23 protein-coding genes are annotated in these 24,436 nt (G+C 27.4%); 3 read left to right on the top strand and 20 right to left on the bottom strand.

Translation table 11 applies throughout. The annotated features are described in order from the left end of the window. Positions 1 to 74: 74 nt before the first annotated feature. From ACZ5CK_RS10410 to ACZ5CK_RS10315, 20 genes are all read right to left on the bottom strand, one after another. Complete coding sequence (locus ACZ5CK_RS10410) at positions 75 to 2,237, bottom strand: metallophosphoesterase (protein WP_464581749.1); 2,163 nt, start codon at positions 2,235 to 2,237, stop codon at positions 75 to 77. Between the two features lie 287 nt (positions 2,238 to 2,524). Then, on the bottom strand, positions 2,525 to 2,803 hold the full coding sequence (rpsT, locus tag ACZ5CK_RS10405; protein WP_464581748.1) for a 30S ribosomal protein S20: 279 nt from the start codon (positions 2,801 to 2,803) through the stop codon (positions 2,525 to 2,527). 33 nt (positions 2,804 to 2,836) lie between these two features. Further along, entirely contained in the window at positions 2,837 to 4,033 is a 1,197-nt protein-coding gene (gene metK / locus ACZ5CK_RS10400) for a methionine adenosyltransferase (protein WP_464581747.1), read from the bottom strand. Positions 4,034 to 4,154: 121 nt separating this feature from the next. Beyond that, entirely contained in the window at positions 4,155 to 5,147 is a 993-nt protein-coding gene (locus tag ACZ5CK_RS10395; protein ID WP_464581746.1) for a M23 family metallopeptidase, read from the bottom strand. 118 nt (positions 5,148 to 5,265) lie between these two features. Then, positions 5,266 to 5,514 (bottom strand): RNA chaperone Hfq, encoded by a 249-nt coding sequence (gene hfq, locus ACZ5CK_RS10390; RefSeq protein ID WP_464581745.1) that lies wholly within the window; start codon positions 5,512 to 5,514, stop codon positions 5,266 to 5,268. A 30-nt stretch (positions 5,515 to 5,544) separates the two neighbouring features. Next, positions 5,545 to 6,447 (bottom strand): tRNA (adenosine(37)-N6)-dimethylallyltransferase MiaA, encoded by a 903-nt coding sequence (miaA, locus tag ACZ5CK_RS10385; protein WP_464581744.1) that lies wholly within the window; start codon positions 6,445 to 6,447, stop codon positions 5,545 to 5,547. Continuing rightward, a complete protein-coding gene (locus ACZ5CK_RS10380; protein ID WP_464581743.1) occupies positions 6,444 to 7,208 on the bottom strand; it encodes a class I SAM-dependent methyltransferase in 765 nt (254 codons plus the stop codon). The genes miaA and ACZ5CK_RS10380 overlap by 4 nt, the downstream gene beginning before the upstream one ends. Then, entirely contained in the window at positions 7,135 to 7,476 is a 342-nt protein-coding gene (locus ACZ5CK_RS10375; RefSeq protein ID WP_464581742.1) for a hypothetical protein, read from the bottom strand. Before ACZ5CK_RS10375 ends, ACZ5CK_RS10380 begins: the two co-directional genes overlap by 74 nt. 1 nt (position 7,477) lies before the next feature. Next, positions 7,478 to 9,697 (bottom strand): carbohydrate ABC transporter permease, encoded by a 2,220-nt coding sequence (locus tag ACZ5CK_RS10370; RefSeq protein ID WP_464581741.1) that lies wholly within the window; start codon positions 9,695 to 9,697, stop codon positions 7,478 to 7,480. 12 nt (positions 9,698 to 9,709) lie between these two features. Then, complete coding sequence (locus ACZ5CK_RS10365; protein WP_464582992.1) at positions 9,710 to 11,011, bottom strand: carbohydrate ABC transporter permease; 1,302 nt, start codon at positions 11,009 to 11,011, stop codon at positions 9,710 to 9,712. 133 nt (positions 11,012 to 11,144) lie between these two features. Further along, entirely contained in the window at positions 11,145 to 12,467 is a 1,323-nt protein-coding gene (gene fliI, locus ACZ5CK_RS10360) for a flagellar protein export ATPase FliI (RefSeq protein WP_464581740.1), read from the bottom strand. Beyond that, on the bottom strand, positions 12,454 to 13,140 hold the full coding sequence (locus ACZ5CK_RS10355; RefSeq protein ID WP_464581739.1) for a hypothetical protein: 687 nt from the start codon (positions 13,138 to 13,140) through the stop codon (positions 12,454 to 12,456). The genes fliI and ACZ5CK_RS10355 overlap by 14 nt, the downstream gene beginning before the upstream one ends. Further along, a complete protein-coding gene (fliG, locus tag ACZ5CK_RS10350) occupies positions 13,133 to 14,149 on the bottom strand; it encodes a flagellar motor switch protein FliG (protein ID WP_464581737.1) in 1,017 nt (338 codons plus the stop codon). The genes ACZ5CK_RS10355 and fliG overlap by 8 nt, the downstream gene beginning before the upstream one ends. An 11-nt stretch (positions 14,150 to 14,160) precedes the next feature. Further along, on the bottom strand, positions 14,161 to 15,711 hold the full coding sequence (fliF, locus tag ACZ5CK_RS10345; RefSeq protein ID WP_464581736.1) for a flagellar basal-body MS-ring/collar protein FliF: 1,551 nt from the start codon (positions 15,709 to 15,711) through the stop codon (positions 14,161 to 14,163). A 10-nt stretch (positions 15,712 to 15,721) separates the two neighbouring features. After that, positions 15,722 to 16,714 carry a transglycosylase SLT domain-containing protein gene (locus tag ACZ5CK_RS10340; protein ID WP_464581735.1) on the bottom strand — a complete coding sequence of 331 codons (993 nt, stop codon included), beginning with the start codon at positions 16,712 to 16,714 and terminating at the stop codon, positions 15,722 to 15,724. Continuing rightward, positions 16,715 to 17,548 (bottom strand): purine-nucleoside phosphorylase, encoded by an 834-nt coding sequence (locus tag ACZ5CK_RS10335; RefSeq protein WP_464581734.1) that lies wholly within the window; start codon positions 17,546 to 17,548, stop codon positions 16,715 to 16,717. Between the two features lie 69 nt (positions 17,549 to 17,617). Then, positions 17,618 to 18,148, bottom strand: a complete 531-nt coding sequence (hpt, locus tag ACZ5CK_RS10330) for a hypoxanthine phosphoribosyltransferase (RefSeq protein ID WP_464581733.1) — start codon at positions 18,146 to 18,148, stop codon at positions 17,618 to 17,620. A 1-nt stretch (position 18,149) separates the two neighbouring features. After that, complete coding sequence (locus tag ACZ5CK_RS10325) at positions 18,150 to 18,872, bottom strand: biotin--[acetyl-CoA-carboxylase] ligase (RefSeq protein WP_464582991.1); 723 nt, start codon at positions 18,870 to 18,872, stop codon at positions 18,150 to 18,152. Positions 18,873 to 18,886: 14 nt separating this feature from the next. Continuing rightward, a complete protein-coding gene (gene panB / locus ACZ5CK_RS10320; RefSeq protein WP_464581732.1) occupies positions 18,887 to 19,693 on the bottom strand; it encodes a 3-methyl-2-oxobutanoate hydroxymethyltransferase in 807 nt (268 codons plus the stop codon). Next, on the bottom strand, positions 19,659 to 20,417 hold the full coding sequence (locus ACZ5CK_RS10315) for a DUF2520 domain-containing protein (RefSeq protein ID WP_464581731.1): 759 nt from the start codon (positions 20,415 to 20,417) through the stop codon (positions 19,659 to 19,661). Before ACZ5CK_RS10315 ends, panB begins: the two co-directional genes overlap by 35 nt. 157 nt (positions 20,418 to 20,574) lie before the next feature. Here ACZ5CK_RS10315 and ACZ5CK_RS10310 point away from each other — a divergent pair, with 157 nt between their 5' ends. From ACZ5CK_RS10310 to ACZ5CK_RS10300, 3 genes are read left to right on the top strand one after another with little or no spacing between them, the layout of a single operon-like run. Continuing rightward, the gene (locus tag ACZ5CK_RS10310) at positions 20,575 to 21,249 is read left to right on the top strand and encodes a substrate-binding periplasmic protein (RefSeq protein ID WP_464581730.1); all 675 of its coding nucleotides are present in this window, start codon (positions 20,575 to 20,577) and stop codon (positions 21,247 to 21,249) included. Positions 21,250 to 21,257: 8 nt separating this feature from the next. Beyond that, positions 21,258 to 23,324 (top strand): HD domain-containing phosphohydrolase, encoded by a 2,067-nt coding sequence (locus ACZ5CK_RS10305; RefSeq protein WP_464581729.1) that lies wholly within the window; start codon positions 21,258 to 21,260, stop codon positions 23,322 to 23,324. Further along, complete coding sequence (locus ACZ5CK_RS10300; RefSeq protein WP_464581728.1) at positions 23,321 to 24,433, top strand: FtsW/RodA/SpoVE family cell cycle protein; 1,113 nt, start codon at positions 23,321 to 23,323, stop codon at positions 24,431 to 24,433. Before ACZ5CK_RS10305 ends, ACZ5CK_RS10300 begins: the two co-directional genes overlap by 4 nt. The last annotated feature ends 3 nt before the right edge of the window (positions 24,434 to 24,436 follow it).

The raw sequence follows: 24,436 nt of genomic DNA, 5'->3' as shown, positions 1-24,436 counted from the left end.
ATTATTTTTTTAATGTAAAATAATATGTATAAAAAATGGAGTGCCTTATGGCACTCCATTATATTTGAAATATATTAGAATTTATTTAATACAAAGTGATCAAGAACTACATTAACAGGAACAAAACCATCTTCTGATTTTTTATCTGTTTGTTGTGCAACACCTTTTACAACAACTTTTACTTGATTTTCGCTTACAAAAATTTCCACGAAGTGATGAAGTCCAACAACATCTTTTATAGTGAATGGATATTTATCTTCGTAAGATTTAACATGGGTGTATAATGGAGCTCCGCCACCACCAGTAGTAATATAATCTATACCATTATTTTCAAATCTTTCGTACATATGGAAATGACTATTAATTACCATATCAACACCATATTTTTCAAAAACAGGTTTCCAGTAATCAACAGTTGGGCTAACTGGTTCTACACCATATTCTGTACAATTTGTCCAGAATGGTTCATGGAAGAATACAAATTTCCATTTAGCATCTTTATTCTTTTCTAAGTCATTAATTAACCATTGTGTTTCTTTTTCCATGCCTTCTTTATCTTTTTGCATTAATAATACATCAGCATCTAAAACGATGAAATGTGCAGGTCCATAATCAAAAGAATAATATTGTTCATTATAATCTCCGCCACCTTGTGGAGTTACAAATGAGCTGAAGTAGAATTTTGAATTATATTCATGGTTACCTAATACAGGATAGAATGGTGCTGTTGCAGCCATATTTTTAATTGCCCAGAAGAATCCATCCCAGTCACCTAAAACTCTACCATCCATTACTAAATCACCGTCATTTATAACAAATGCAGGTTTTTGTGCAGCAATTTTATCAGCAACTAATTTATGTCTCTTATTATATGTTCTTGTATCTCCATATACTACAAATTTAAATTCTTTAACTTTTTCAGGTACTGTTTTAAATGTATAACTTTCTGATTCAACACCCTTAGCAGAACCTTCTTCAACAACTAATTTGTAAGTATATTCTGTTCCAGGTTTTAATCCAGTTATTTTAAGATGGTGCATAACCGTATTATTCATATCTTCATATGTTTTTCCATTTACAATAACTTTTCCTTTAGCTGGAACTAATGTTTTCCAGTTTACATAAACACTATCTTTTGTTAAATCAGATAGATATGGTCCCCATAATACTTTATTTTCTGATACATATTTACCAACAACAGCTTTATCAACATTTAATTCTATTTCATTATTGACAACTATTTTTGGTGAAGAAACTGTATTCATACCCATTAAATCAATTTTAGCTGTATATTCGCCTTTTAAAGCTGGGAATGTATACATTCCATTTTCATTTGTATATGAAACAATGTAAAGAGTTCCTTTGCTATCATAAATATTAACTTTTACATTAGATAAAGGTTTTCCATTTTCAAATGTAGCTTTTCCAGTTACTAAAGTATAGTCTTTTGATCTAATATCAAATGCAGTTTTTAATACAGATGAAAGGTCTCTTCCGACTAAGAATATTCTTTGGAATGAAACTTTTTCACCATTTTTAATAGAAACAGTTTTAATTTCTGGATCTGCAAAAATATAAGAAATATGAATATCTCTTAATTTTCCGTTTTCATCTGTTTCTGTAGTTGTTACGCCATATGCAATGTTATCTCCCATAGCCCCTAATAAATCAGTATCAGTTCTGCTAACTTTAAAACCTAATCCGAATGTAAATGCTTGAGCATAACCAAAGAAAGTAGCATCACCTAAAATCATTTTATTAATATCTTTTCCACTTTGATTGTCTAATGTAGTTTTCATAATTAAATAATTTTCATCAGGTAATAATGTATATGTTGTAGTGATTTTAATTCCAGGTATATCAGAGTGATGTCCAACCAATTTTAATACAGCAGGTCCACCATCTGAACCGTTGTTAACTACAAAAATATTTTCGTAGATAGCTTGTTTTGGCCATCCAAAATATGTATGCATTTCATCAAATTGATCTTCTCCGCCAGCATAAGTAACATCAAGTAAATTTCCACCTGATTTCATATAACCATGATAGTTATTAAGGTTTCCAATTAAGAAAGAAACCTTTTCATTTGTTAAAATATAATCCCCCACCTTACCATCAGCAGCAGGTCCATTGAGTAATTGACTTTTGTCAGTTACTCTAAAAACTTTTGCATTTGAGAATGCAGCTACTGTTAACAAGGAAAATACTAAAAACAATACAAATAGCTTTTTATACATTCTAACTCCTCCTCCTTTTTTGATGTAAACGTTAATAAAACTTTCATGCAAATTAAAATTTTACACCTTTTTAGGTAAAATGTCAAATTTAATAAAAATACACTTTAAATAATAAAAGCTATTATAAAATGATTATGGTAGAAAATATTATAAATTCATATAAATAAAAAAAACTTATTATATAATGAAAAAAAATAATGATATGTAAATATTTTTATATAGTTTTTAGTAGATTTAGAAATAATAAAGTAAAAAAAAATTCCCGATTTAATCGGGAATTTTTTTGATTAAGCTTCTTCTCCTAAATATTCTTTAACTTTAGCATGTAATCTTGCTTTTTTTCTGGAAGCATTATTTTTATGAATAACACCTTTTTTAGCAGCTTTATCTATTATTGAAAATGATGAATTTAATAATTCCATAACTTCATCTTTTTCTTTCTTTTCTTCGATAGCTACTAACACTTTCTTAATAGAATTTTTTACTCTTGTTTTATAACTTTTGTTTCTTAATCTTCTTTTAGCAGTTTGTCTTACTCTTTTTTTAGCAGATTTTACATTAGGCACTTTTGTTTCCTCCTTTTATATTATTTATTTATATTATAATCCAAAAGCAGCTTTTAAATCTTTAACTTTATCTGTTCTTTCCCATGGGAATTCAACGTCAGTTCTTCCAAAGTGGCCATAAGCTGCAGTTTTTCTGTACATAGGTTTTAATAAATCTAAATTTTTAATTATTGCTCCAGGTCTGAAATCAAACATTTCAGTAACAACTTCATATAATTTATTTTCATCAACCTTTGCAGTACCTTTTGTATCAATTAATATTGAAACAGGTTTTGCAACACCAATAGCATAACCTAATTGAATCATAACCTCATCAGCTAACCCAGCAGCAACGATATTTTTTGCAACATAACGAGCCATATAATGAGCTGATCTATCAACTTTAGTTGGGTCTTTACCTGAGAAAGCTCCTCCACCATGTGGTACCCAACCACCATATGTATCAACAATAATTTTTCTACCTGTTAATCCAGTGTCAGCATGTGGTCCTCCTAATACAAATCTTCCTGTTGGATTAACTAAAATTTTTGTATTTTCTGTTAAGTATTTTTCTGGGATTATAGGCTTTATAACATGTTCAATTAAAGCTTCCTTTATTTCTTCTATAGTAACATCAGGATCATGTTGTGTTGAAATTAAAACAGTTTCAACTTCAACAGGTTTTCCGTTTTCATCATATTCAACAGTAACTTGTGTTTTTCCATCTGGTCTTAAGAATGTTAAAGTTCCATTTTTTCTAACTTCTGTTAATCTATATGCTAATTTGTGAGCTAAAACTATAGGTAATGGCATCATTTCTGGAGTTTCATTTGTTGCGTAACCAAACATAATTCCTTGGTCTCCAGCACCTAATTTTTCATAAGGATCTTCGTCTTTCATTTCTCCCATTTTAGCTTCTAATGCTTTATCAACACCCATAGCAATATCTGGCGATTGTTCATCAATAGAAACTAAAACTGCGGAAGTTTCACCATCAAAACCAAATTTAGCTCTTGTATATCCAATATCTAATATTGTTTGCCTTACAATTTTAGGTATATCAACATATGCTTTAGTAGAAACCTCACCAGCCACCATAGCCATACCAGTTGTAACTAATGTTTCTACAGCAACCCTAGAAAAAGGATCTTTTTCTAATAAAGCATCTAATATAGCATCTGAAATTTGGTCTGCGACTTTATCAGGATGTCCTTCAGTAACGCTTTCACTTGTGAAAAGTCTTTTTTTCAATTTTCTTCCTCCTTTATTTTAACTTTATTTTATTCGACGTTCAAGGTATTATTATACCAAAAATATAAATCAATAGACATCTAAAAAATTAATTTTAAAATAAAATCTATTGTATTTTAAGTTACATTTCTTTTACTAATACCAATTTATAAACTTTCACCGTTCCCCAAATATCTTCAAGTATAAGTTCAGCTGGATTTCTATCTTTTAGTGTAAAAGCAACTTCATTCCATCTATTAACTTTTATTGGAGTAATAAAAGAGGATGAATATAATTTTATCCAGTATGTGAAAATATTAGATCCATTACCATATATGGCATTAGGAGAATACATCTCATCTAATCTAATAGCATCAAATTCTATCTCATATACTAATTCATCATTAACTCTTAAAGATATTTTTCTAGGAATAATTTTAGTGTTATTTCCAATCTTTTCATCTGTTTTTACTTCTAATTTTGGTAAAGTTGAAAAAGGTATTTCTGTTACTTGATCATCCAACAATTTATATGTTCTATTATTTGATCTTATTTCTAATGCTTCTAATGTTCTTGGTCTCATTTCAACATAATCAACAAATTCAAGAGCATCTCTTGCTATTTCTACTTCATCATTACCAGATTTTTTAATTTCTCTAACTTCAAAATGGACATGAGGTACTACAGCCTCACCAGATTTACCTGAGTAAGCAATTTCTTCACCTTTCGCTACTCTAATTTCATTTTCTGGGAATTTAATTTCAGCAAAGGTGTTACCAACTTCAGATAATACAGATTTAGCAATTTCTTCAACTAAGCCTTTAAATGCACTTAGGTGAGCATATACGGTAATTAAATCATAATCTGGATGATATATAAACACAGTATTTCCATATATTTTATGATTTAACCAAATTTTATATACATATCCATCAGCCGCAGCGTTAACAGGATAACCAATTCTTGAAAAAGATGAGAAATCTATACCCATATGGAAATGAGGATTATTTCCGGTATCCCTAAATTCTCCAAATGAAGATGTTAAATAAGAATCTTTAACAGGTGGTAAAAATCTTTGTGAAAATGAAAAAACAACACTAAACAAAATTAATACTAAAATGATTAATTTTTTCATGATATACCTCCTAAAATTGATAATTCTATACCACAAAACCAGAAGAATCTCTTCTGGTTTATTTTATATATTAAATTGTAAATACAAAAAATTTTGAATATAGTTTAATTAACATCGTTTAGTTTTGATTTCCTCCTGAATTATCCTGTTGGAATAATTTAACATACTTCATTGGAACAATCATTTTTATAGCATGTTTATAAACTAGAGATTGTTGTCCTTTTTTTTCAAGTAAAATTGTAAAGTTATCAAAAGATTTTATAAAACCAGTTGTTTGAAAACCACCTTCAAAATAAATTTTGCATTCAATTTTATTAGTTCTTAATAAATTTAAAAATCTTTCCTGTAAATTAAATTTTTCTGCCATTACAACTCCCCCTTTATAATAAAAATAATACTAAATACCTGAAAAAATAAGATTTTTAATTTTTTTAATCGAGTTATTTTCTTGTGAAAGATTGATCCATGTAGCGTTTTCATATCCTCTAAAATATATAATTTGTCTCCTTGCATATCTTCTCGTATTTCTTTTGATTAAATGAATCATTTTATCAAAATCGTATTTCCCCTCAATGTATTCTAATACTTCTTTATATCCAATAGTATTCAAAGAATTTAAGTTTTTGTTATATCCCATAGATAATAAATTTTTTACTTCGTCAATTAACCCATCTTCAATCATTTTTTCAACTCTTAAATTAATTCTTTCATGTAATTCCTTTCTATTTCTGTCCAATATTATTATATTAAATTCATATGGTGATTCAATTTTTTGATTTTTTATTAAATCTGACATTCTTTTACCAGATATTATATATATTTCTAATGCTCTAATACTTCTTTTTAAATCATTAGGATGTATTCTTAAAAAACTTTCTGGATCAACATCTTTTAATATTTCTCTAATTATACCAGGTTGAGAACTTTCTAATTTTCTCAAATAGCTTCTTAATGTTAAAGAACTTGGTGATTCAAAAAAACCTTTATATATGGCATCAAAATATAATCCAGTTCCTCCAGAAATTATAGGGATTTTTCCTCTATTCAAAATATCTTTAATAACTTTTAAAGCATCTAATCTATATAGATATGCATTATAATATTGATCGGGATTAATAAAATCAATTAAATGGTGTTTTATTTTGTTTTGTTCTTCTTGAGTAGGTTTAGCCGTTCCTATATTCATATATTTATATATTTGTCTTGAATCACAGGAAACAACCTCAAAATCATTATCTAATTCTGTTAATATACCAGTTTTTCCTACAGCAGTAGGACCTAATATTACTGGAATTTTCATTTTAAAAAAATCACCCCATAAAAAACACCAGAGTTTTTACTACCATCAATCTTATCGAATTTATATTTATCCCATATAGAATCTTTAACATGTGCTTTTATTATAACTTTATCTTTTGAAATCCTTTTCATTTCCTCAATATCAGAAGGCTCTAAAGAGTCATATACAGCAAATTTTCTCAAAGGGTTTAAAGCAGATGATTCAAATACGGGATTCTCAAACATTGGATCACAATAAACAATATCATAGCTTTTATCTTTTTGTTTTCTAATAAATTTTTTATAATTATCATTGATAATTTCAATTTTTTTAGCTGATTCTTTTAACCATTTTATTTTATATGGGTAATAATTTATACTTTCTTTAACTACAAAATAAATTGGAAAAGATCCTTCTAAGCCTATTAATTTACCATTTTCCTTCAATTGTGAGGAGATTAATAAAGCTTCACTCCCAAGACCAAAAGTTAAATCTAATACAGTTTCATTTCCTTTTAAATCCATATTGTTTAATAGATAATCCATTTTATCAGAAACAAAATTTTTCATTCTAATTTTTACAATTGAAGGGTGGAAAAAGAATTCAAAATCGTCTCGTTTAACCTTAACAGTTAAATCTTTATTTACAACAAAATATATATTATTAGTTTTTAAATGTCTTCTGTTTTTATATATTAAACCGTATTCTTCAGCGAGTTGCTTTGCTCGTTGTATTTGTTCCTTCGATGGTTTGTGGGATGTAGTTATAATTAATTTTTCCATTTTCTATTGTCACACCCTTTTCTTCTAATAATTTTTTTAGCATATCTCTTTCTTTTTCTATAGAATTTAATTTTTTTTTGAGGGTTTCAAATTCTGCTTGAGTTTTTTTATACTCATTTGATAAATCAGAGTATATAAACAACATACGTATCATTTGTATGCTGAAATAAATGATAATAAATGCTATAAATGAATAAACGATTATTAAAGTTATATTAGCTTTTTTTTGTTTCCTTTTTTTTCCTACTACGATTTTTTTCCTTTTCATATTATCCCTTTAATCCAGAACGTGCTATTCCTGCTACAAAATATTTTTGCATGAATATAAATAATATAATTATAGGTATTACTGAGAATGTGGAAGCAGCCATTAATAGATTATATAATGTACCAGATTCTGTTGTGAATGTTTGTAGTCCAACAGCAAGAGTTCTCATTTCTGGTGATTTGGTAACAATTAATACCCATAAGAAAGCGTTCCAGCTTCCAACAAATTTAAGTAATGCACCTGTGATTAAAGCTGGTTTACTTAATGGAACCATTACAGTCCATAAAAATCTCCAACTACTGCTTCCATCTATTTTAGCAGCATCCCATAAATCATTAGGAATTGTTAAAAACTGCTGTCTTAATAAGAAAATAGCAAAAACACTAACTATCCATGGAATAATTAAAGCATAATATGTATCAAGCCATCTAAATTTACTTATAGTAATAAAGTTTGGAACGAGCATAACTTCACCTGGAACCATCATAGTAGCTAAAAATAAAGTAAACAATGCATTTTTACCCCAAAATTCTAATTTTGCAAATGCAAATGCAGCCATCGCAGCAAGTATTATTTCAAATATAGTAGTGGAAGTTGCCATGAAAATTGTATTTATATAATATTTAGAAAATGGTGCTGCATGCCATGCATCAACGTAATTTTGAAATACATTTGCAAATATTTCAGAGGGTGTAAATTTAACTTTCATTATTGGGTTATCATCTAAGAACCATAATGCATAAACATCTTTAAAATAAATTTCTATGGTTGAATAATTTCTATAATAAACACTTTTTACTATGTCTGGAGCATTTATTAATTGTACTTTAGAAATAGAATCAGAATATAATTTATTAAATTTTTCAAGAATGTTATCATAATTTTTTCTTGTTAGAGCAAGATCAACTAATTTATATTCATCAATATTCTTTTTAGTTATAAAATCTTTATCAAATGAGCTCAAATAATCCTCAACATTATTCTTATTAACGTTTTTAATTTTTGAAATGGTTCTTATAATCATTAATGTTCTGGATAAATCTTCAGAATTTATATTTAATTCTGATAAAACAGAATTATTAAAATCGTGTTCTAAGTTAAGTACAAAGTTGTCTTTTATTTCTAAAATATCAATATTTTTATCAATTTCATTTTTAAAGTGTTCTGGAATATCAGAAGAAGCAAGATTATTTAAAAAATTCTTTTTCATTTCTTCTTTAGTTGGTATTTTAAATTTTATAACTAAGTTTTTAGATGAATTTTTTTGTAATTCATTAAATTTTTCCTCAAAAAATAATTTGAAATTTAATGAATTTTTATTAAAGATAATTGCATTGTAAATATATTTTTCTAATAATCTATTTACATTCCTCAAATACATATCATTAAAGGAAACTAATTTTATATTATTAATTTCTGAAATTATTTTATTAATCTCATCATTTGATATAACACCAGTTCCTTTTGAATATTTAGATATAGTATTAGATAAGTTAGTTAAATCATTCTTTAAATTTAAAAGATAATTTTTTAATTCTTCCTTTTTTTCTAATTTTTCCTTTTTTACTACGGAATTATCACTATCTTTAACCCTTAGATACGATAATCTATTTAAAGATATTCTTAAGAACTTATCAATATAATTTATTGATTTTTCCAATTCCTTATCAAGAGACTTTAATATTTGAGATTTTTTAAATATACCATTAGATGTTGAATATAAAGAAAAATAAAAATTTTCAAAACTTTCTGGTGTTTCTTCTAATGTATTAATTTCATCAGATAAATCCTTGATTAAAGGAAAATTAGCGTTATATTCTTGAATTTCGTGTATTAATATGTTTAAGTCAGAATTATTTGCGTAATTTAATCTTGAAAAGGTTAATGTAACCAATCCTCGTTTTACAGGATCATCTTCTATGCTCATCACTTTTTTAAAAGGATCATATGCAACATTATTTTGAGAAGCTCTAAATTCTGCTAAACTCAAACTTCCCTGTCCTCCTATTAAGGTAGAAGGAGCACTTTTAATATTTACAGAAATTTCAGAACTGAAATTTTTTGAAGTCCACCTTGGTGGCCATTGGGAAATTTCACTTCCAGTTTTAAATGAAGTAACAACCATCCATGCAAAAGGCATAGCCATTATAATTGCTCCACCAATTATTAAAAGATATACAATTAAGGTTCCAAATGTACTAGCAAATTTAGACCAAGACATAATAAGACCCCCTTAAGAATCGTAATGGACGCGTTTTTTACCAGCTACAAATTGTATGAATGTAAATATTAGAATAATTCCAAACAATACATATGCAGCGGCACTCGCTTGACCCATTCTTTGTTCTCCGTAAAATTTCTCAAAAACGTAATAAACTACAGTTAAACCACTATTGTTATAAGGACCAGGGAGTCCAGAATATAATACGAAAATCTCAGAGAATACTTTAAATGCACCAATCATCGAAACAATAAGTATGAAAAACGTTGTAGGAGACAATAATGGCCATGTTATATATGCAAATTTTTGCCATCTTGTAGCTCCATCTACTTCAGCAGCTTCATAATAACTTTTATCGATATTTTGAAGTCCAGATAGGAAAATTATCGAATAATAACCAACAAGCTTCCATATTGATATAATAGCAATAGTTGGGATTGTCCATTTTTCATCTTTTAACCACATAATTTTTTCTACTCCAAAAAATGAGAGAATATAATTTAATAAACCATTATCATTAAAAATCCATTGCCATACTAATGAAACAGCAACAACACTTGTGACAAATGGTATGAAGTATATGGTTCTAAAAACAACCTTACCCTTTACTTCTTGATAGAACAATAAAGCAATTATTAATGAAAGGAAAATTGTAATAGGCATCGATAATAGAACATAATAACTTGTATTCCATATAGCTTTTAGGAAATCAGCTTCTTCTTTCGCCATACTCAAATAATTAATAATTTCCGGAATTTTTATTAGTTTGAATCCAATAATATAAATGCCAACAAATAAGATTAATCTTAATAATAATTTATCAGGTGTTCCTTCAATTTTTTTCATAGCGGCAATTGCAACATATGAAAATGCTAACCATAGGAAAATAACCCACTGTAATTGATAATTTATATAATTCCAAAGAACAAATGTCAATAAACCAATGATAGTATTAATAATAATAATATTTTTAACTTTTTTATCTTTAATCCTTTTCGTGTCGAGAAGAGTATTTAAAAAATATGCTACAAAGAAAACAATAAAAAATGTACCTAAAAATGCAACATTAAAAGAAAGTTCAACGGGATGTTTTAATTTAAATAATTGTGTATAATTATCTAAACCTATAAATTTTGGATTAGCCTGATTTTTGAAATCCCATTTGAAAAAACTCAATACAAATGAATAAATAATAGGCCAAAAAACAAAAATAGATAAAACCATCATAGAAGGCAATATATAAAGATATGCTGTTAAACTTTCTCGAGTTCTTCTCCAGGCGTGAGGAGAAAGGAAGTATTTTGAAACCTTCATAATAATAACCAGAATAATAGCTATACTGATACCAACAATAGGTATGAGAATTTCGGCAGGCATAGACTTTCCTCCAATCCATAAAAGTTTTTAACACCAATTTTACCATAAATATAAAAGAAAAGTCAAAAAATTATTTTAAATTTTTTGAGAGATTTATTAATTGCTCCACTATTTCATCAAATGTTGGTCTTTCGAATGTTCCTTGTTTTAAAAATGCGTTTATATTATCTATTTCCTTTTTAGCAATATCAATTTTTTTATTTGTTCCCTCTTTATAAGCACCAACTTCTATTAGATCCTTTGCATCATTGTAAGTGGCCATAATGTCTCTAACTGTATATGCAGCATCCAGATGTTCTGAAGAGACAACAGATGACATTAACCTACTAATACTAGCTAAAACATCAATAGCTGGATAATGCGAAGATTCTGCCAATCTTCTCGATAATATAATATGACCATCAACAATCCCTCTTACGGTATCTGATATAGGTTCGTTAAAATCATCACCCTCTACTAATACAGTATATATAGCAGTAATACTCCCCTTATCTGAATTACCAGCTCTTTCTAATATTTTTGGTAATTCTGCAAAAACACTAGGGGTATAACCTCTTGTAGCAGGAGGTTCCCCGATTGAAAGACCAATTTCCCTTTGAGCCATAGCCCAACGAGTTAATGAATCGACCATTAGCATTACACTATATCCCATATCTCTAAAAAATTCAGCAACAGTAGTAGCACTCAATAAAGCTTTTGTTCTCATTAATGCAGGTTGATCTGAGGTTGATACTATGACAACAGAACGTTTTAACCCCTCTTCACCCAAATCTCTTTCAATAAATTCTCTAACTTCTCTTCCACGTTCTCCTATTAATGATATAACATTTATATCAGCAGAGGTATTTCTGGCTATCATACCTAATAATGTACTTTTTCCAACGCCACTTCCTGCAAAAATACCAATTCTCTGCCCTTTACCTAAGGTTATTAAACCATCAATAGCCTTTACACCAACAGATAATGGTTCTTCGATCTTGTTTCTAATTAAAGGATTAGGAGGTGGTGAATATATATCTCTATATTTGTCAGTATATAAAGGTTTTCCATCAATAGGCCTTCCGATTCCATCTAAAACTCTTCCTAATAAATTTTGGGTAATTCCAATAGATACTTTTCTATTAAGTTTTTTAACTTTTGCTCCAACATATAAACCGTGAACATCTTCAAATGGCATTAATAAAACCTTATTGCCTACAAACCCAACTACTTCACATAAAGCTTTATTTCCATCTTTTAAAGTTATAGAACACAAATCACCAAGGGACACATCTGGTCCCTTGGATTCTATAACAACACCAGTTATTCTATCTACAATTCCTTCAAGTGAAAATAATTCCAGAGAATTTATTTTTCTTTGTATATTTTCATAAATTTCATTATAATCTTTCATCGTTTAATTCTTCCTCAATAATTTTTGTTACATCTTTTATAATATCATCTTTGTTTATAGAAATTTTTCCCATTTCAGTATGAACAGACATGGAGAAGTCATTTAATCTGATATCTTCTATAATTTCAATATTATCAACGGCATTAAATTTTTCAATTATTTCTGGGTATTTTTTCATAATATTTGGGCTAACATGAATTTTTATTTGATTCATATTTATAAATTTTTCTAGTATTTTATTTAATGAATTTTCTACCCACTTTGGAGAAGAAAAGATTTCATCATTTAAAAACTTATATATTAATACTTTTAATATATTAAATAATAAAATTCTAACATTATGTATTTCTAAATCAATAGAATTCTCAAATGATTTTAGTATGTCATTTAGTTGTTTAGAATATTCTTCAACCAAATTATTAACTTCTATTTCAGCTTGTTCTTTACCATCTTTTCTACCTTTTTCAACTTCTTCAGCATAAGCTAAATGTGCCTCGTTTATTATATTTTCAGCTTCTTCATGTGCTTTTTCGATTATTTCTTTAGCTTTTTTTTCAGCTTCTTCAATAATATTTTTAGAAATATTGTCTGATATTTTGCTTTCGGTCTCATGGTCGCTTTCTGATGATTCAAAAATCACATATTGTCCTTTTATTATTCTTTTATTAAACAATTAGTTCTTCTCCTCCTCCGCCACCGGCAATAATAATTTCTCCTGATTCTTCGAGTTTTCTTATAATAGCAACAATTCTTTGTTGTGCTTCATCAACATCTTTTAATCTAACAGGCCCCATAAATTCAAGTTCTTCTTGTATCATCTGACTTGCTCTTTGTGACATATTAGACAATATCTTATTTTTTAATTCTTCAGAAGCACCCTTTAGAGATAATGTTAAATCACGAGTATCAACTTCTCTGAGAATTCTTTGAATTGTTCTATCATCAAGTTTAAGAATGTCTTCAAATACGAACATTTTCTTTCTAATCTCTTCGGATAATTTAGGATCAGATTCTGATAATCTATCAAATATGTTTTTAGAAACAGTTCTATCGATATTATTCATTATTTCTGCAGTAGTTTCAATGCCGCCAACCTGACTAAATGGCTGTGCAGCAAATGCAGATAACCTATCTTTCATACGGCTTTCCACCTCCTTAACCACATCAGGAGTAGCCCTATCCATAATAGAAATTCTTTTAATTACATCAACTTGCAAATCTTCTGGAAGTCCAGCAATAACTTGAGCAGCAGCTGCTGGAGGTAAATAACATAAAACTAAAGCAACAGTTTGTGGATGTTCATTTTGCAAAACATTAGTGATTTGTGCAATATCGATTCTTTTTAAGAAATCAAATGGTTTAACCTGTAAATTAGTAACAAGATTTTCAATAATTTTAATAGCTTGTTCAGGTCCAAATGCTTCTTCAAGCAACTTTTTGGCGTAATCGACACCGCCTTCTTTTATAAATTCTTTTACTTTCATCAGTTCAAAAAATTCACTCAATATTGTATTTTTTTCTTCATCGGATATTTTTCCAAGATTAGCTACTTCTAATGTTAACATTTCAACTTCATCTTCGGTTAATTCTTTTAATAATTTTGAGGCCCTTTCTGGACCAACTAAAACTACCAAAATAGCAGCTTTTCTTAATCCGTTAATGTTAGACTGACCTACAGCCATAAAATCACCTCTTATTGGTTAATCCAATATTTTAAAATTTCGACAACATCATCTAAACTTTGATCTACAACGTTTAAAAGCTTTTCAAAAGTTTTTTGTTCTTCCGTAGCTTCTGTTACTTCAGGTTCAATTTCTTCAATTATACTTGTTGCAGCTTCTTCCAACTTTTTCTTTCTTTCGAGTAGTGTTTTCCTTGCACGTGATTTTCTCTTTAAGATTATTACTCCATATATTAGTAACCCCATTATTACCACAAAAATTACAGAAATTATGATGACAACAGTCATAAATCGAGCTCTCTGTGCTTGTTTTTGTATTGCTTGATATTCTGATTCTAATTCTTTATTAAATTTAGTAAATAATATATTTATATTACTTGGAGTTGCCCCAGTAGCAGTTGATATAGCACTTTTAATCTGAGCTAATGTTGTATCATTTTGAGGTATAGGAGATCGATCAGAGTCTATAAATACTGTAATAGATTTAGTTGCAATTTCGCCATTTTTGTCGTTAGTAACTTTTTGATAAATTTCATTAAAATCATAATTAGTAATAGATTTTGATGTTTTATATGTATCGGAACCTTGATTGTCAGGAGTTTGTGTTGTATATGGAGGAATATTTGAATCAGTGCCTGGAATATTTGAAGTTCCAGAACCAGATGATTTTTCTTCAGATTCAGTTTGCTGGCTTACAATAATTCCAGAACTTTTGTTTACTGGTTGAACTTTTCTTGTTTCTTCTTCAATTTTTTGCCAATTTAAATCTACTTCTGGAATAACAACAATTGCTCCCATTCCAAAAACACGCTGTAGTTTATTTTCAATTTTATCAGTATAATATTCTTCAATTTTTCTTTTTAAATCAAATTTAGTTGCAGCATCAGCTATATTTCCTTCAGAGAGAACTTCAGCACTCAAATTTCTTGAATTATTATCAACAACCTTTACGTCTTTAGGATCTAGATTTCGGACAGCACCAGCTACAAAGTCCATAATAGCTTTAACCTGGCTTGGATCAATATTAGTTCCAGGTTCTAAAAAAAGTAAAACAGAAGCTGTTGGCTTAGATTTATCGGCAGGAGTATAATATGTCGTTGTAGGCATTACAATATGAACTCTTGCATATTGAATTCCTTTCATGGTAGAAATAGAACGAGATAATTCTCCTTCCAAAGCAATTTGATAATTCACCTGTTTATCATAACTGGTTGCACCAAAATTTTGTTTTTGAAGCAATTCATATCCTTGAACTTGATTTCCCAATACACCGTTTAACGCTAATTTCATCCATAATTCATATTTATTATATTTTTCAGGAATTTGAATTGATCCACCAGGACCAACCTTATATGGAATATTTAATTCCTCTAATTTTGAAATAATTTTTCCACCTTGTTGTTCATCAACACCGCTTATTAAGACCTGATAATTAGGTCTTAAGTTTAATGCAATTAGGAAAATGATTAAAAATAGAACTGTAATAATCATTACAGAATATATAATTTTTTGATTAGTAGAAAAATTATTCCAATAATCTTTAATCGTTTGAAAAATATTCATTAACTCACCTCTAAAGACTCATGTATATACCTATTCTATAATTGGATTTAAAAATAATACCAAATTTAATATCATAAACCGAAAAGCCAGATAAAAATTCAAGATTTTTATCAACATATAATTTTATCCATAAGCCATTCTTGTAATCAACATTAAAATAAAAAGAATTAACAAAATCTTTATTCAGAGAAACAACATTTTGCGCCCATGGATAACCGGTTCTAAGTATAAGGTTAAAAGCATTTAAATTATAATTGCTTCCCATAGAAAAATCAGATTTTGGGAAATATAATATTCCAAAATTTATATTAAATTCATTTAATTGAGTAATATCATTTTCTTTATTGAATTTTAATGTTTGTAAAGAATAAAACTCTAAATTTTTATATGCTAATCCAGAATATGAATTAAAGTTTAAAGAATCTTGTGAAACTGCTCCACTTATCCCCAGAATAAAAGGTGAGTATATTTTTGTATTTTTATAGTTTTTTTGCGCTTTTTTAACTTTTTTATAATACTTTAAACCATCTGAATTAATTCCATTTTTTAAAACAGAAGTAGGTCCTTGATAATAAGCAGCAATTTCTTTTTTTTCAGATTGTAGCAGTTTATATAAATAGTTATGATAAGCTGAAGATCCAGTAATATTATCAATAGGATTAAAAAGATTATTTATACCAAAATCTTTTGCAACTATTGGTTTCATCTGTAATAAACCAATAGCATGACTTGAAGATATAGCATGAGTATAATAATTTGATTCAACATACATTTGTCCACCAATGAGAGTTTTATCCACTGTCCAAACATAATGCAATAATTCAGAAGAATCTATATAGGAATATTTTCCAATTAAAGTATATTCAAAATTCAAAAACATGGAGTCTGTATATAACTCCATGTGTAGTCCGGGATTATAGAATATTTTATTATAGATATCAATTTTTTCTGCGAAAATAAATGTTGCTATAAATATTGTAATAAGTAAAAAAAACTTTTTCACCTATAGTTCTCCTAATAATTCTAATATAATATTAGCAATTTTTTCTCCAGTGCTGTTAGCAATTTCTATTACTTCTTCAGCAGTCACAGGTTTTAATTCTTCTGGAACGGCTTTATCAGTAACGGCAGAAATTCCCAATACTTTTATTCCTGCGTGATTTGCAACAATTACTTCTGGAACAGTAGACATTCCAACTAAGTCAGCACCAAAGTTTCTCATCATTTTTAATTCAGCAGGTGTTTCAAATGTTGGACCAGTAATTCCTAAATAAACACCAGTATAAACAGGTATACCTAATTTTTTAGCAACAGAAATAGCCTTTTCTGTTAATTCTTTATTATAAGCTTCGCTCATATCAGGAAATCTTGGACCCCATTCTTCACAGTTTGGGCCAATTAAAGGGTTATCTCCCATGAAATTTATTTGATCTGTAATAATACAAGGATTTCCAACTTCAAAATTTGGATTCATACCTCCTGCAGCATTAGTAACAATTAAAATTTTTACTCCTAATTCTTGCATTACTCTTATAGGAAATGTAACCTCTTTCATAGTATATCCTTCATAATAATGGAATCTACCATTCATAAGTAAAACATTTTTTCCAGAAATTTTTCCAAACATCAATTCTCCTTTATGTCCCGGGGCAGTAGAAATAGGAAAATTAGGAATTTCCGAATAAGAAATGCTAGAAGAATTTTCTAAACTATCTGCTATTCCGTGTAATCCAGAACCAAGAACAATAGCTATTTCTGGTTTATTTTCTACTTTTGTTTTAATATATTCAGCAGCTTCTCTAACTTTTTTTACATAATCATTAATATCAAAATTCATAAAAACACCTCCAAGCGAACATTTAATGGCATAAATATTATACCACAATAATTATAATATGTTAAATAATTACTCAATATATCCAATAAATGGAATATTTCTATATTTTTCCTCATAATCGAGTCCATAACCTATTACAAAATAATTGTCAATTTCAAATCCTGGGAAGTCTACATTTATACCATGATCATGAGCATTTTTTACAAGAAGAGAAGTTAATTTTAAGGAAGCGGGATTTTGCTTTTTTATTTCATTCATTAAGAATCTTATTGTATTTCCAGTATCTACAATATCTTCAACAATAAGAATATGTTTTCCTTCTAATGGTTCATTTGTCCAACTGTTAACAGTTATAGAACCAGTTGAAGATGTTCCACCGTGATAGCTTGAAACTCTAACAAAATAATATTTCATATCATGGTCAATATTTTTCACTAAATCAGAGAAAAAGTGGATAGAGCCTTTTAATGCACAAACAGCGATTATTTCATCATCAATATCTTTATAATACTCTGTTATTTTTACTCCTAATTCTTTGGCTTTTTGCAATATTTGTTCTTCTGTCAATAAAACTTTTAACTTTTTTGGATCAATTCCCATTTTAAACACTCTCCTTTCTCAATGAAACTTCGCCAGCATAAACATTTTCTATTATACCGTTTTCAAGCATTACTTCTAAATAGTCTCCATGTATTGAAACAATTTTACCACGTTTTTCACCGTTTTGAGAGATGATTTTTATAAAATCTCCGTTTCTAATGTTAAGATTACTTATCCATTTTTTTGTAAATACGGAAATTGTATTATTTTTAAAATATTTTATATAATAATTATAATATGCTGTATTATTTATTTGCTTAAGCAATTTTTCGAGATTTAATTCTTTGTTTTTCTCGTCAATATAGCTAGTAGCAATATCATTTAATTCATTTGGGATTTTATTATTAACATTTAATCCAATACCAACTATAATAGCAGCAAAAGCTCTTCCGGTATATATTCCTTCCCCTAAAATACCACATATTTTTTTATCATTAACTAGTAAATCATTAGGCCATTTTATAACAGAATTAAGGCGGTATTTTTTTAAAACCTCTTTAACAGCCATTGTGTAAAGTCGAACATAATGCCAAGGATTCATAGGTCTATTTTTAGGTTTAAATAATACAGAAAACCATAAACCCCCTCTTGGTGATATCCATTCTCTTTTCATTCTTCCATATCCACCAATTTGTTTTGAAGCCCAAACAACTGTTTCTGAAGGTAATTCTTTCCAATTCTCTTTTAAAAATTTGTTTGTTGAATCTATTGTATCGAAATATATTGTTTTATCTCCAATTATTTTTGATCACTACTTTCTATTGGTTTAAATACATTTTCAATAGTAGGAAATTTTCCATTTTTTACTTCATTAGAATAATTTTCAATAGCTTTTTTAAATAACTCAAATCCATTTAAATATTTTTTCAAGAATTTAGGTTCAAAATCTTTATTTAAACCCAAAAAATCATGCCATACTAAAACCTGACCATCACAAAATCTTCCAGCACCAATTCCAATAGTCGGAATTGAAATAGTTTCAGTAATTTTTTTTGCAACGAGTTCTGTAACCATTTCTAATACAATAGAAAAAGCACCAGCTTCTTCAAGAGCAATAGCGCTTTCAATCAGCATATCTTCTTCTGTTTTAGTTTTTCCTTTAGAAGAAATACCAATTTGTTTATATGATTGTGGAGTAAATCCAATATGACCCATTACAGGTATACCATAATTTACCATTTTATTAATTAATGGAGCAACATATTTTCCTCCTTCAAGCTTAACAGCATCAGCACCAGCTTTTAATATAAGTCCAGCATTTTTAATAGCTTCACTTTCTGATACTTGATAACTTAAAAATGGCATATCTCCAACAACGAAAGTGTTAGGAGCACCTTTTTTTACTGCTTTTATAAAAATTAGCATTTCATCCATACCAATTTTTACAGTATCATCATTTCCCAACATAACATTTGAAGCAGAATCTCCAACAAGAATCATATCGATTCCAGCAGCTTCGGCTATTTTTGCACTTACATAGTCATATGCAGTGATCATAGCTATTTTTTCTTTATTTTTCATTTTCAATATTTTTTTTATGTTCATTTTCACCCTCCTTAATTTTATAAAGCGTGTCAATAAAAAAATCATATACTATTTTATTTCCAAAAAACTTCTCAAATTCAAATTCTTCTTCTTTAATTATTTTTAAATCATTTCTTGCAACTGGTCCAGTTAAGGCATTTTTTAAACCTTTTTCTTTTATATTTTCTAAAGATTTAATACTGAGATTTATCAAATGCTCTATATCATTTATTTCCATATATTTATATATATCTTTAGACATTTTTATTAATGCGTAAGAAAAATTAGAAGATATTACAGCAGCTAAATGATATAATTTTTTTTTATTTTGTGGTATTATAACATATTTACCTTCTAAAATAGTAACTAATTTTTTAGCAATTTCTATACCCTCTTTATTTCCTTCTATACCCCAGGTAATACCTTTAATCATATTACAATTGACAACAGAAGAAAAAGGAAAATTAGGATGCATCGAAAAATGTGGGATATCTCCAAAAAATGAAGAATCCAAATATCCACTACAGTGACCAACAGCATTTATATTTGAAATATTATAATTTTTTAAATTATTCCAAATATTAATTATATTCTCGTCTTGAGTTGTAATTAAAACAATACCTTTTAAAATATCCTTACTATAATCATAATTTTTATCAATTAGGGTAACTTCAATATTTTTTTCTAAAAAACAATTATATAGGCTTTTGCCGACTTTTCCAGGGCCTATAATATTTATTCTCATATCACTGCATCCTTTCATTAAAATTATTAAAAAAAACAATTATTTTTGTGATATAATAAATATGCTTCAATACTATTGTATTTTGTTATTAAACCGAATTATCGTTTCTTATATTATACTACAAAATAATTAATTTTTAATTTTTGGTGGTGAGTTAATGAAAAAATTTTTAATATTCAGTATTTTATTTTTTGGAATAACAATATTTGGAGTTTTAAAAGTTGGTGTGGCATTGACAGAACCATATGCATATTTTGAGGAAACTGATAATGGATATTTATTGAAAGGAATAGATATAAATATAATTAAAATGCTTTCTAAAGATTTAAATGAAAAAGTTGATATATTAGTTTATTCATTTCCAGATTTAATTGAAAATGGTTTGAAAAATATAGATATCATTATTGGTGGAATACATATTACAGAAGAAAGAAAAAAACGCATCAAATTTTCAATTCCTTATTTAACAACAGGATTAGTAATATTAAAATTAAAAGAAAATGAAAAGGAAAAATTAACAACATATGCTGTAAAAAAGGATTCTACTGGATATAAAACAGTAATTCAATGGAAAAATAAAGGAAAAAATGTAAGTTATATGGTTTTTGATACAAATGAGGAATGTTTAGAATCACTATTAAATCGAAAAGTAGATGGAGCATTTTTTGATTTAGTTAACGCATTATATTTAATGAAAAAATATCCAGTTGAAATATATGGAGAACCTTTAACAAAAAATGATGTTGGAATTGGTGTAAGAGATAACAATTTATTAAAAAAGATCAACCTTTTACTTTTGAAATACAGAGAAGAGAATTTGATAAATTATTGAGGTGGACGATGAATAAAGAATATTTAAGAAAATGGTTCAAAACGCATATTAAAAAAACCTTTTTGATCCTTTTGACAAGTATATATATTTTTTTATTATTTAATATGATATTTTTAATAAGAAAATCTGTTGATGCAAGGGCAACACTTAAATATCAAAAAATAAATGAATTGATAATTAGCCAAAAGAATAATATAGTGACTAATTCAATTTTATTTTCTAAATTATATTCATATTCTGTTGATAATGAGAATACATTAAAAGAATTTTTGTTGAATAGAAATAATTTGATAGGAGTAATGGACTATAAACCAACGTTTGATTATGTAAATGCAAAATATCCAGAAAATATTGATATTGAAAAAGATATAAAAAATATAATAAAAGAAAATTTGGAATATATAAAAAAACCTAAAAATTATAAAATTTTATCAAGAAAAGATATTGTATATATAATTCTTCCATATTATTACACATTAGTAGATACTGATGAAACTCTTTTTCAGGGGATTTTAATTATTGAATATTCTAAAGAATTGTTATTAAATTCTATAAAAAATATATTAGATAAGGATGAATATTTATTATCAGAAACTGAGTTGAATAACATAAATAAAAGCTTCATAAAAAAGATAAAAATAAAATTTTATAATGATGACTATTATTATATATTTGATTATTCCAATCAGGCAAAATTGCTATTTTTAGCTACAATTATTTTACTTTTTATAATTTTATTTTTATATTATTTAATTAAATATATAGAATTAGGAGATTTGGAGAAGAAAATAATATATCCAATTGAAGGGTTTACAAAGCATATAGAAAAGTATGAAAATAAGCCATATGATAAGGAATTTGAATTTTATGAATTTGAAATGCTAAGGCAATCTTATAATAATTTGATTGAAAATCTTAATAGTAATAAAGAGGAATTAGAGGCATCATTAGAAGAAACAAAAGCAATGAATGAAGAATTAATTTCATTGAATGTCAGATTAGAAGAATATATTAACAAATTTGAGAATATAGTCAGAATTATAGGAACTTTAAGTTTATATGATAAAGATGAAAAGGAATTTTTTGATAAATTATTGCGCATATCAATAGAAATAGTCCCGGAAATAGATTATGGAAGCATAGCTATTAAAGAAAATAAGGAATGGAAATTTATATCTGCTTATGGTCATGATATTGAAAAGTTAAAATTAGTAAAATTTACAGATGAAACGTTTTTATATACAGAAAAAATTTCTATAATAGAAAATATAGTTGAAAAAGATAAAAATTTATTATCTGAAAAAGATAGAGAAATACTAGATAAAGCAAGTAAAAATATCAAAAAAAGCATATTAGCTCCTTTGAAAGTCAATGAGGATATTATAGGTCAATTATCGTTAGATACAGAAAGAGAAATAAATTTTTCAGATGAAACTATCAAATTTGTTGAAGCATTATCAATTTTATCATCTTTTTTTATTAAGTTAAAAAGATTATCTAAAGAAGAAGGGCAATTACATAAAAATATAATTTTAACATTAGTAAATGCTTTAGAATATTATGATAAATATACCCGTGGGCACTCTGAGAGAGTTGCAGAAATAGCATCTGAATTTGCGGAATTTCTTGATATGAATAAAGAAGATATAAAAAAGGTATATTGGGCTGGAATTACACATGATATAGGGAAATTCTTTGTTCCACAAACAATTTTAAATAAACCGGCTAAACTAGATGATGATGAATACGAGTTAATAAAAGAGCACCCTGTGAAAAGTTATGAATTATTAGCAAGTAATCCATATCTTTCTGAATATTCGAAGATTGTTAGACACCATCATGAAAGATGGGATGGAAATGGCTATCCAGATGGATTATCAGGTGATAATATTCCATTTATTTCAAGAATTATTATGTTGGCTGATAGTTTCGATGCAATGATAACAGTAAGACCATATAAAAAGGCAAAGTCTATATACGATATTATTAGAGATATAGAAAAAAATGCTGGGAAACAATTTGATCCAGATTTAGCAAAACAATTTATAGAGTTTCTTAGGAGGAAATATCTGTGAAAATAAATGTTGAACCTTTTGAAAGAATGCGAAAATTTGAATATATAGTTCCATTAATATATTTTTCTTTATTGATTTTTGGTATTTTAATGGTTAGAACAGCTACATATGGTGAATATATTGAAGATAATTACTATAAGCAAATAATATTTTCTATGTTAGGAATAATAATATTTTTCCTAACATATTTTTTAAAAGAAAGAATATTAAAAAGTATAATTCCTCATTTATACGCTATAACTATGTTTTTATTATTGTATGTATTACTTTTTGAAAGAGCAAGATATGGCGCAAGAAGATGGATAAGAGTAGGACCTGTAGGGATTCAACCATCACATTTATTTTTAGTATTTACACTTATAATTTTTTCAAAATATTTAGCAGAAAAAAATAAAAAAGCATATTATATACTATCATTTACAACATTAATAGGACTAGGTTTAATTTTTAAACAACCAGATTTAGGAATGACTTTATTCACATTTGGATTATGGTTTTTATTAACCTATATATCAGGACAACATGAAAGAACATGGAAAACATCATTGTTTTTAATGTTATTTTCTTCACCATTTGCATTTTATTTTATGAAAGATTATCAGAGAGCAAGGATAATTGGTTTTTTATTTCCAGAAAAAAATGCTGCAGGTGTTGCATATAATACATTGCAAGCAATTAGAGCTATTGGATCAGGTGGTTTATTTGGCAAAGGATATTTGAATGGATTTATGAATCTTTCGAATTTTGTTCCAGAAGATCATAATGATTTTATAATAGCGGTTATTGGAGAAGAATTAGGATTTACTGGAATATTATTTGTTATAGGGTTATATGCTTTACTGATTTATAGAATTTATCAATATTCTATGAAAACATCCAGAAAATTCTGGAAATATATATATTTTGGAACAATTGCAATAATATTTTTTCATGTATATGAAAATATTGGAATGAATTTAGGAATTATGCCCGTAACTGGTGTTCCATTGCCATTAATTTCATATGGCGGAAGTCAGATAATAACCTTTTCATTTTTATTGGGATTGGTTACAAAGGGTATAGCAACAACAGAAACATTTAATGAAGAGAATTATCTGGATAATGAGTAGGTG

Source organism: Marinitoga okinawensis, from assembly GCF_055387075.1.
Note: the sequence above shows the minus strand (reverse complement) of the source record. Positions and strands in the feature narration are given on the sequence as shown.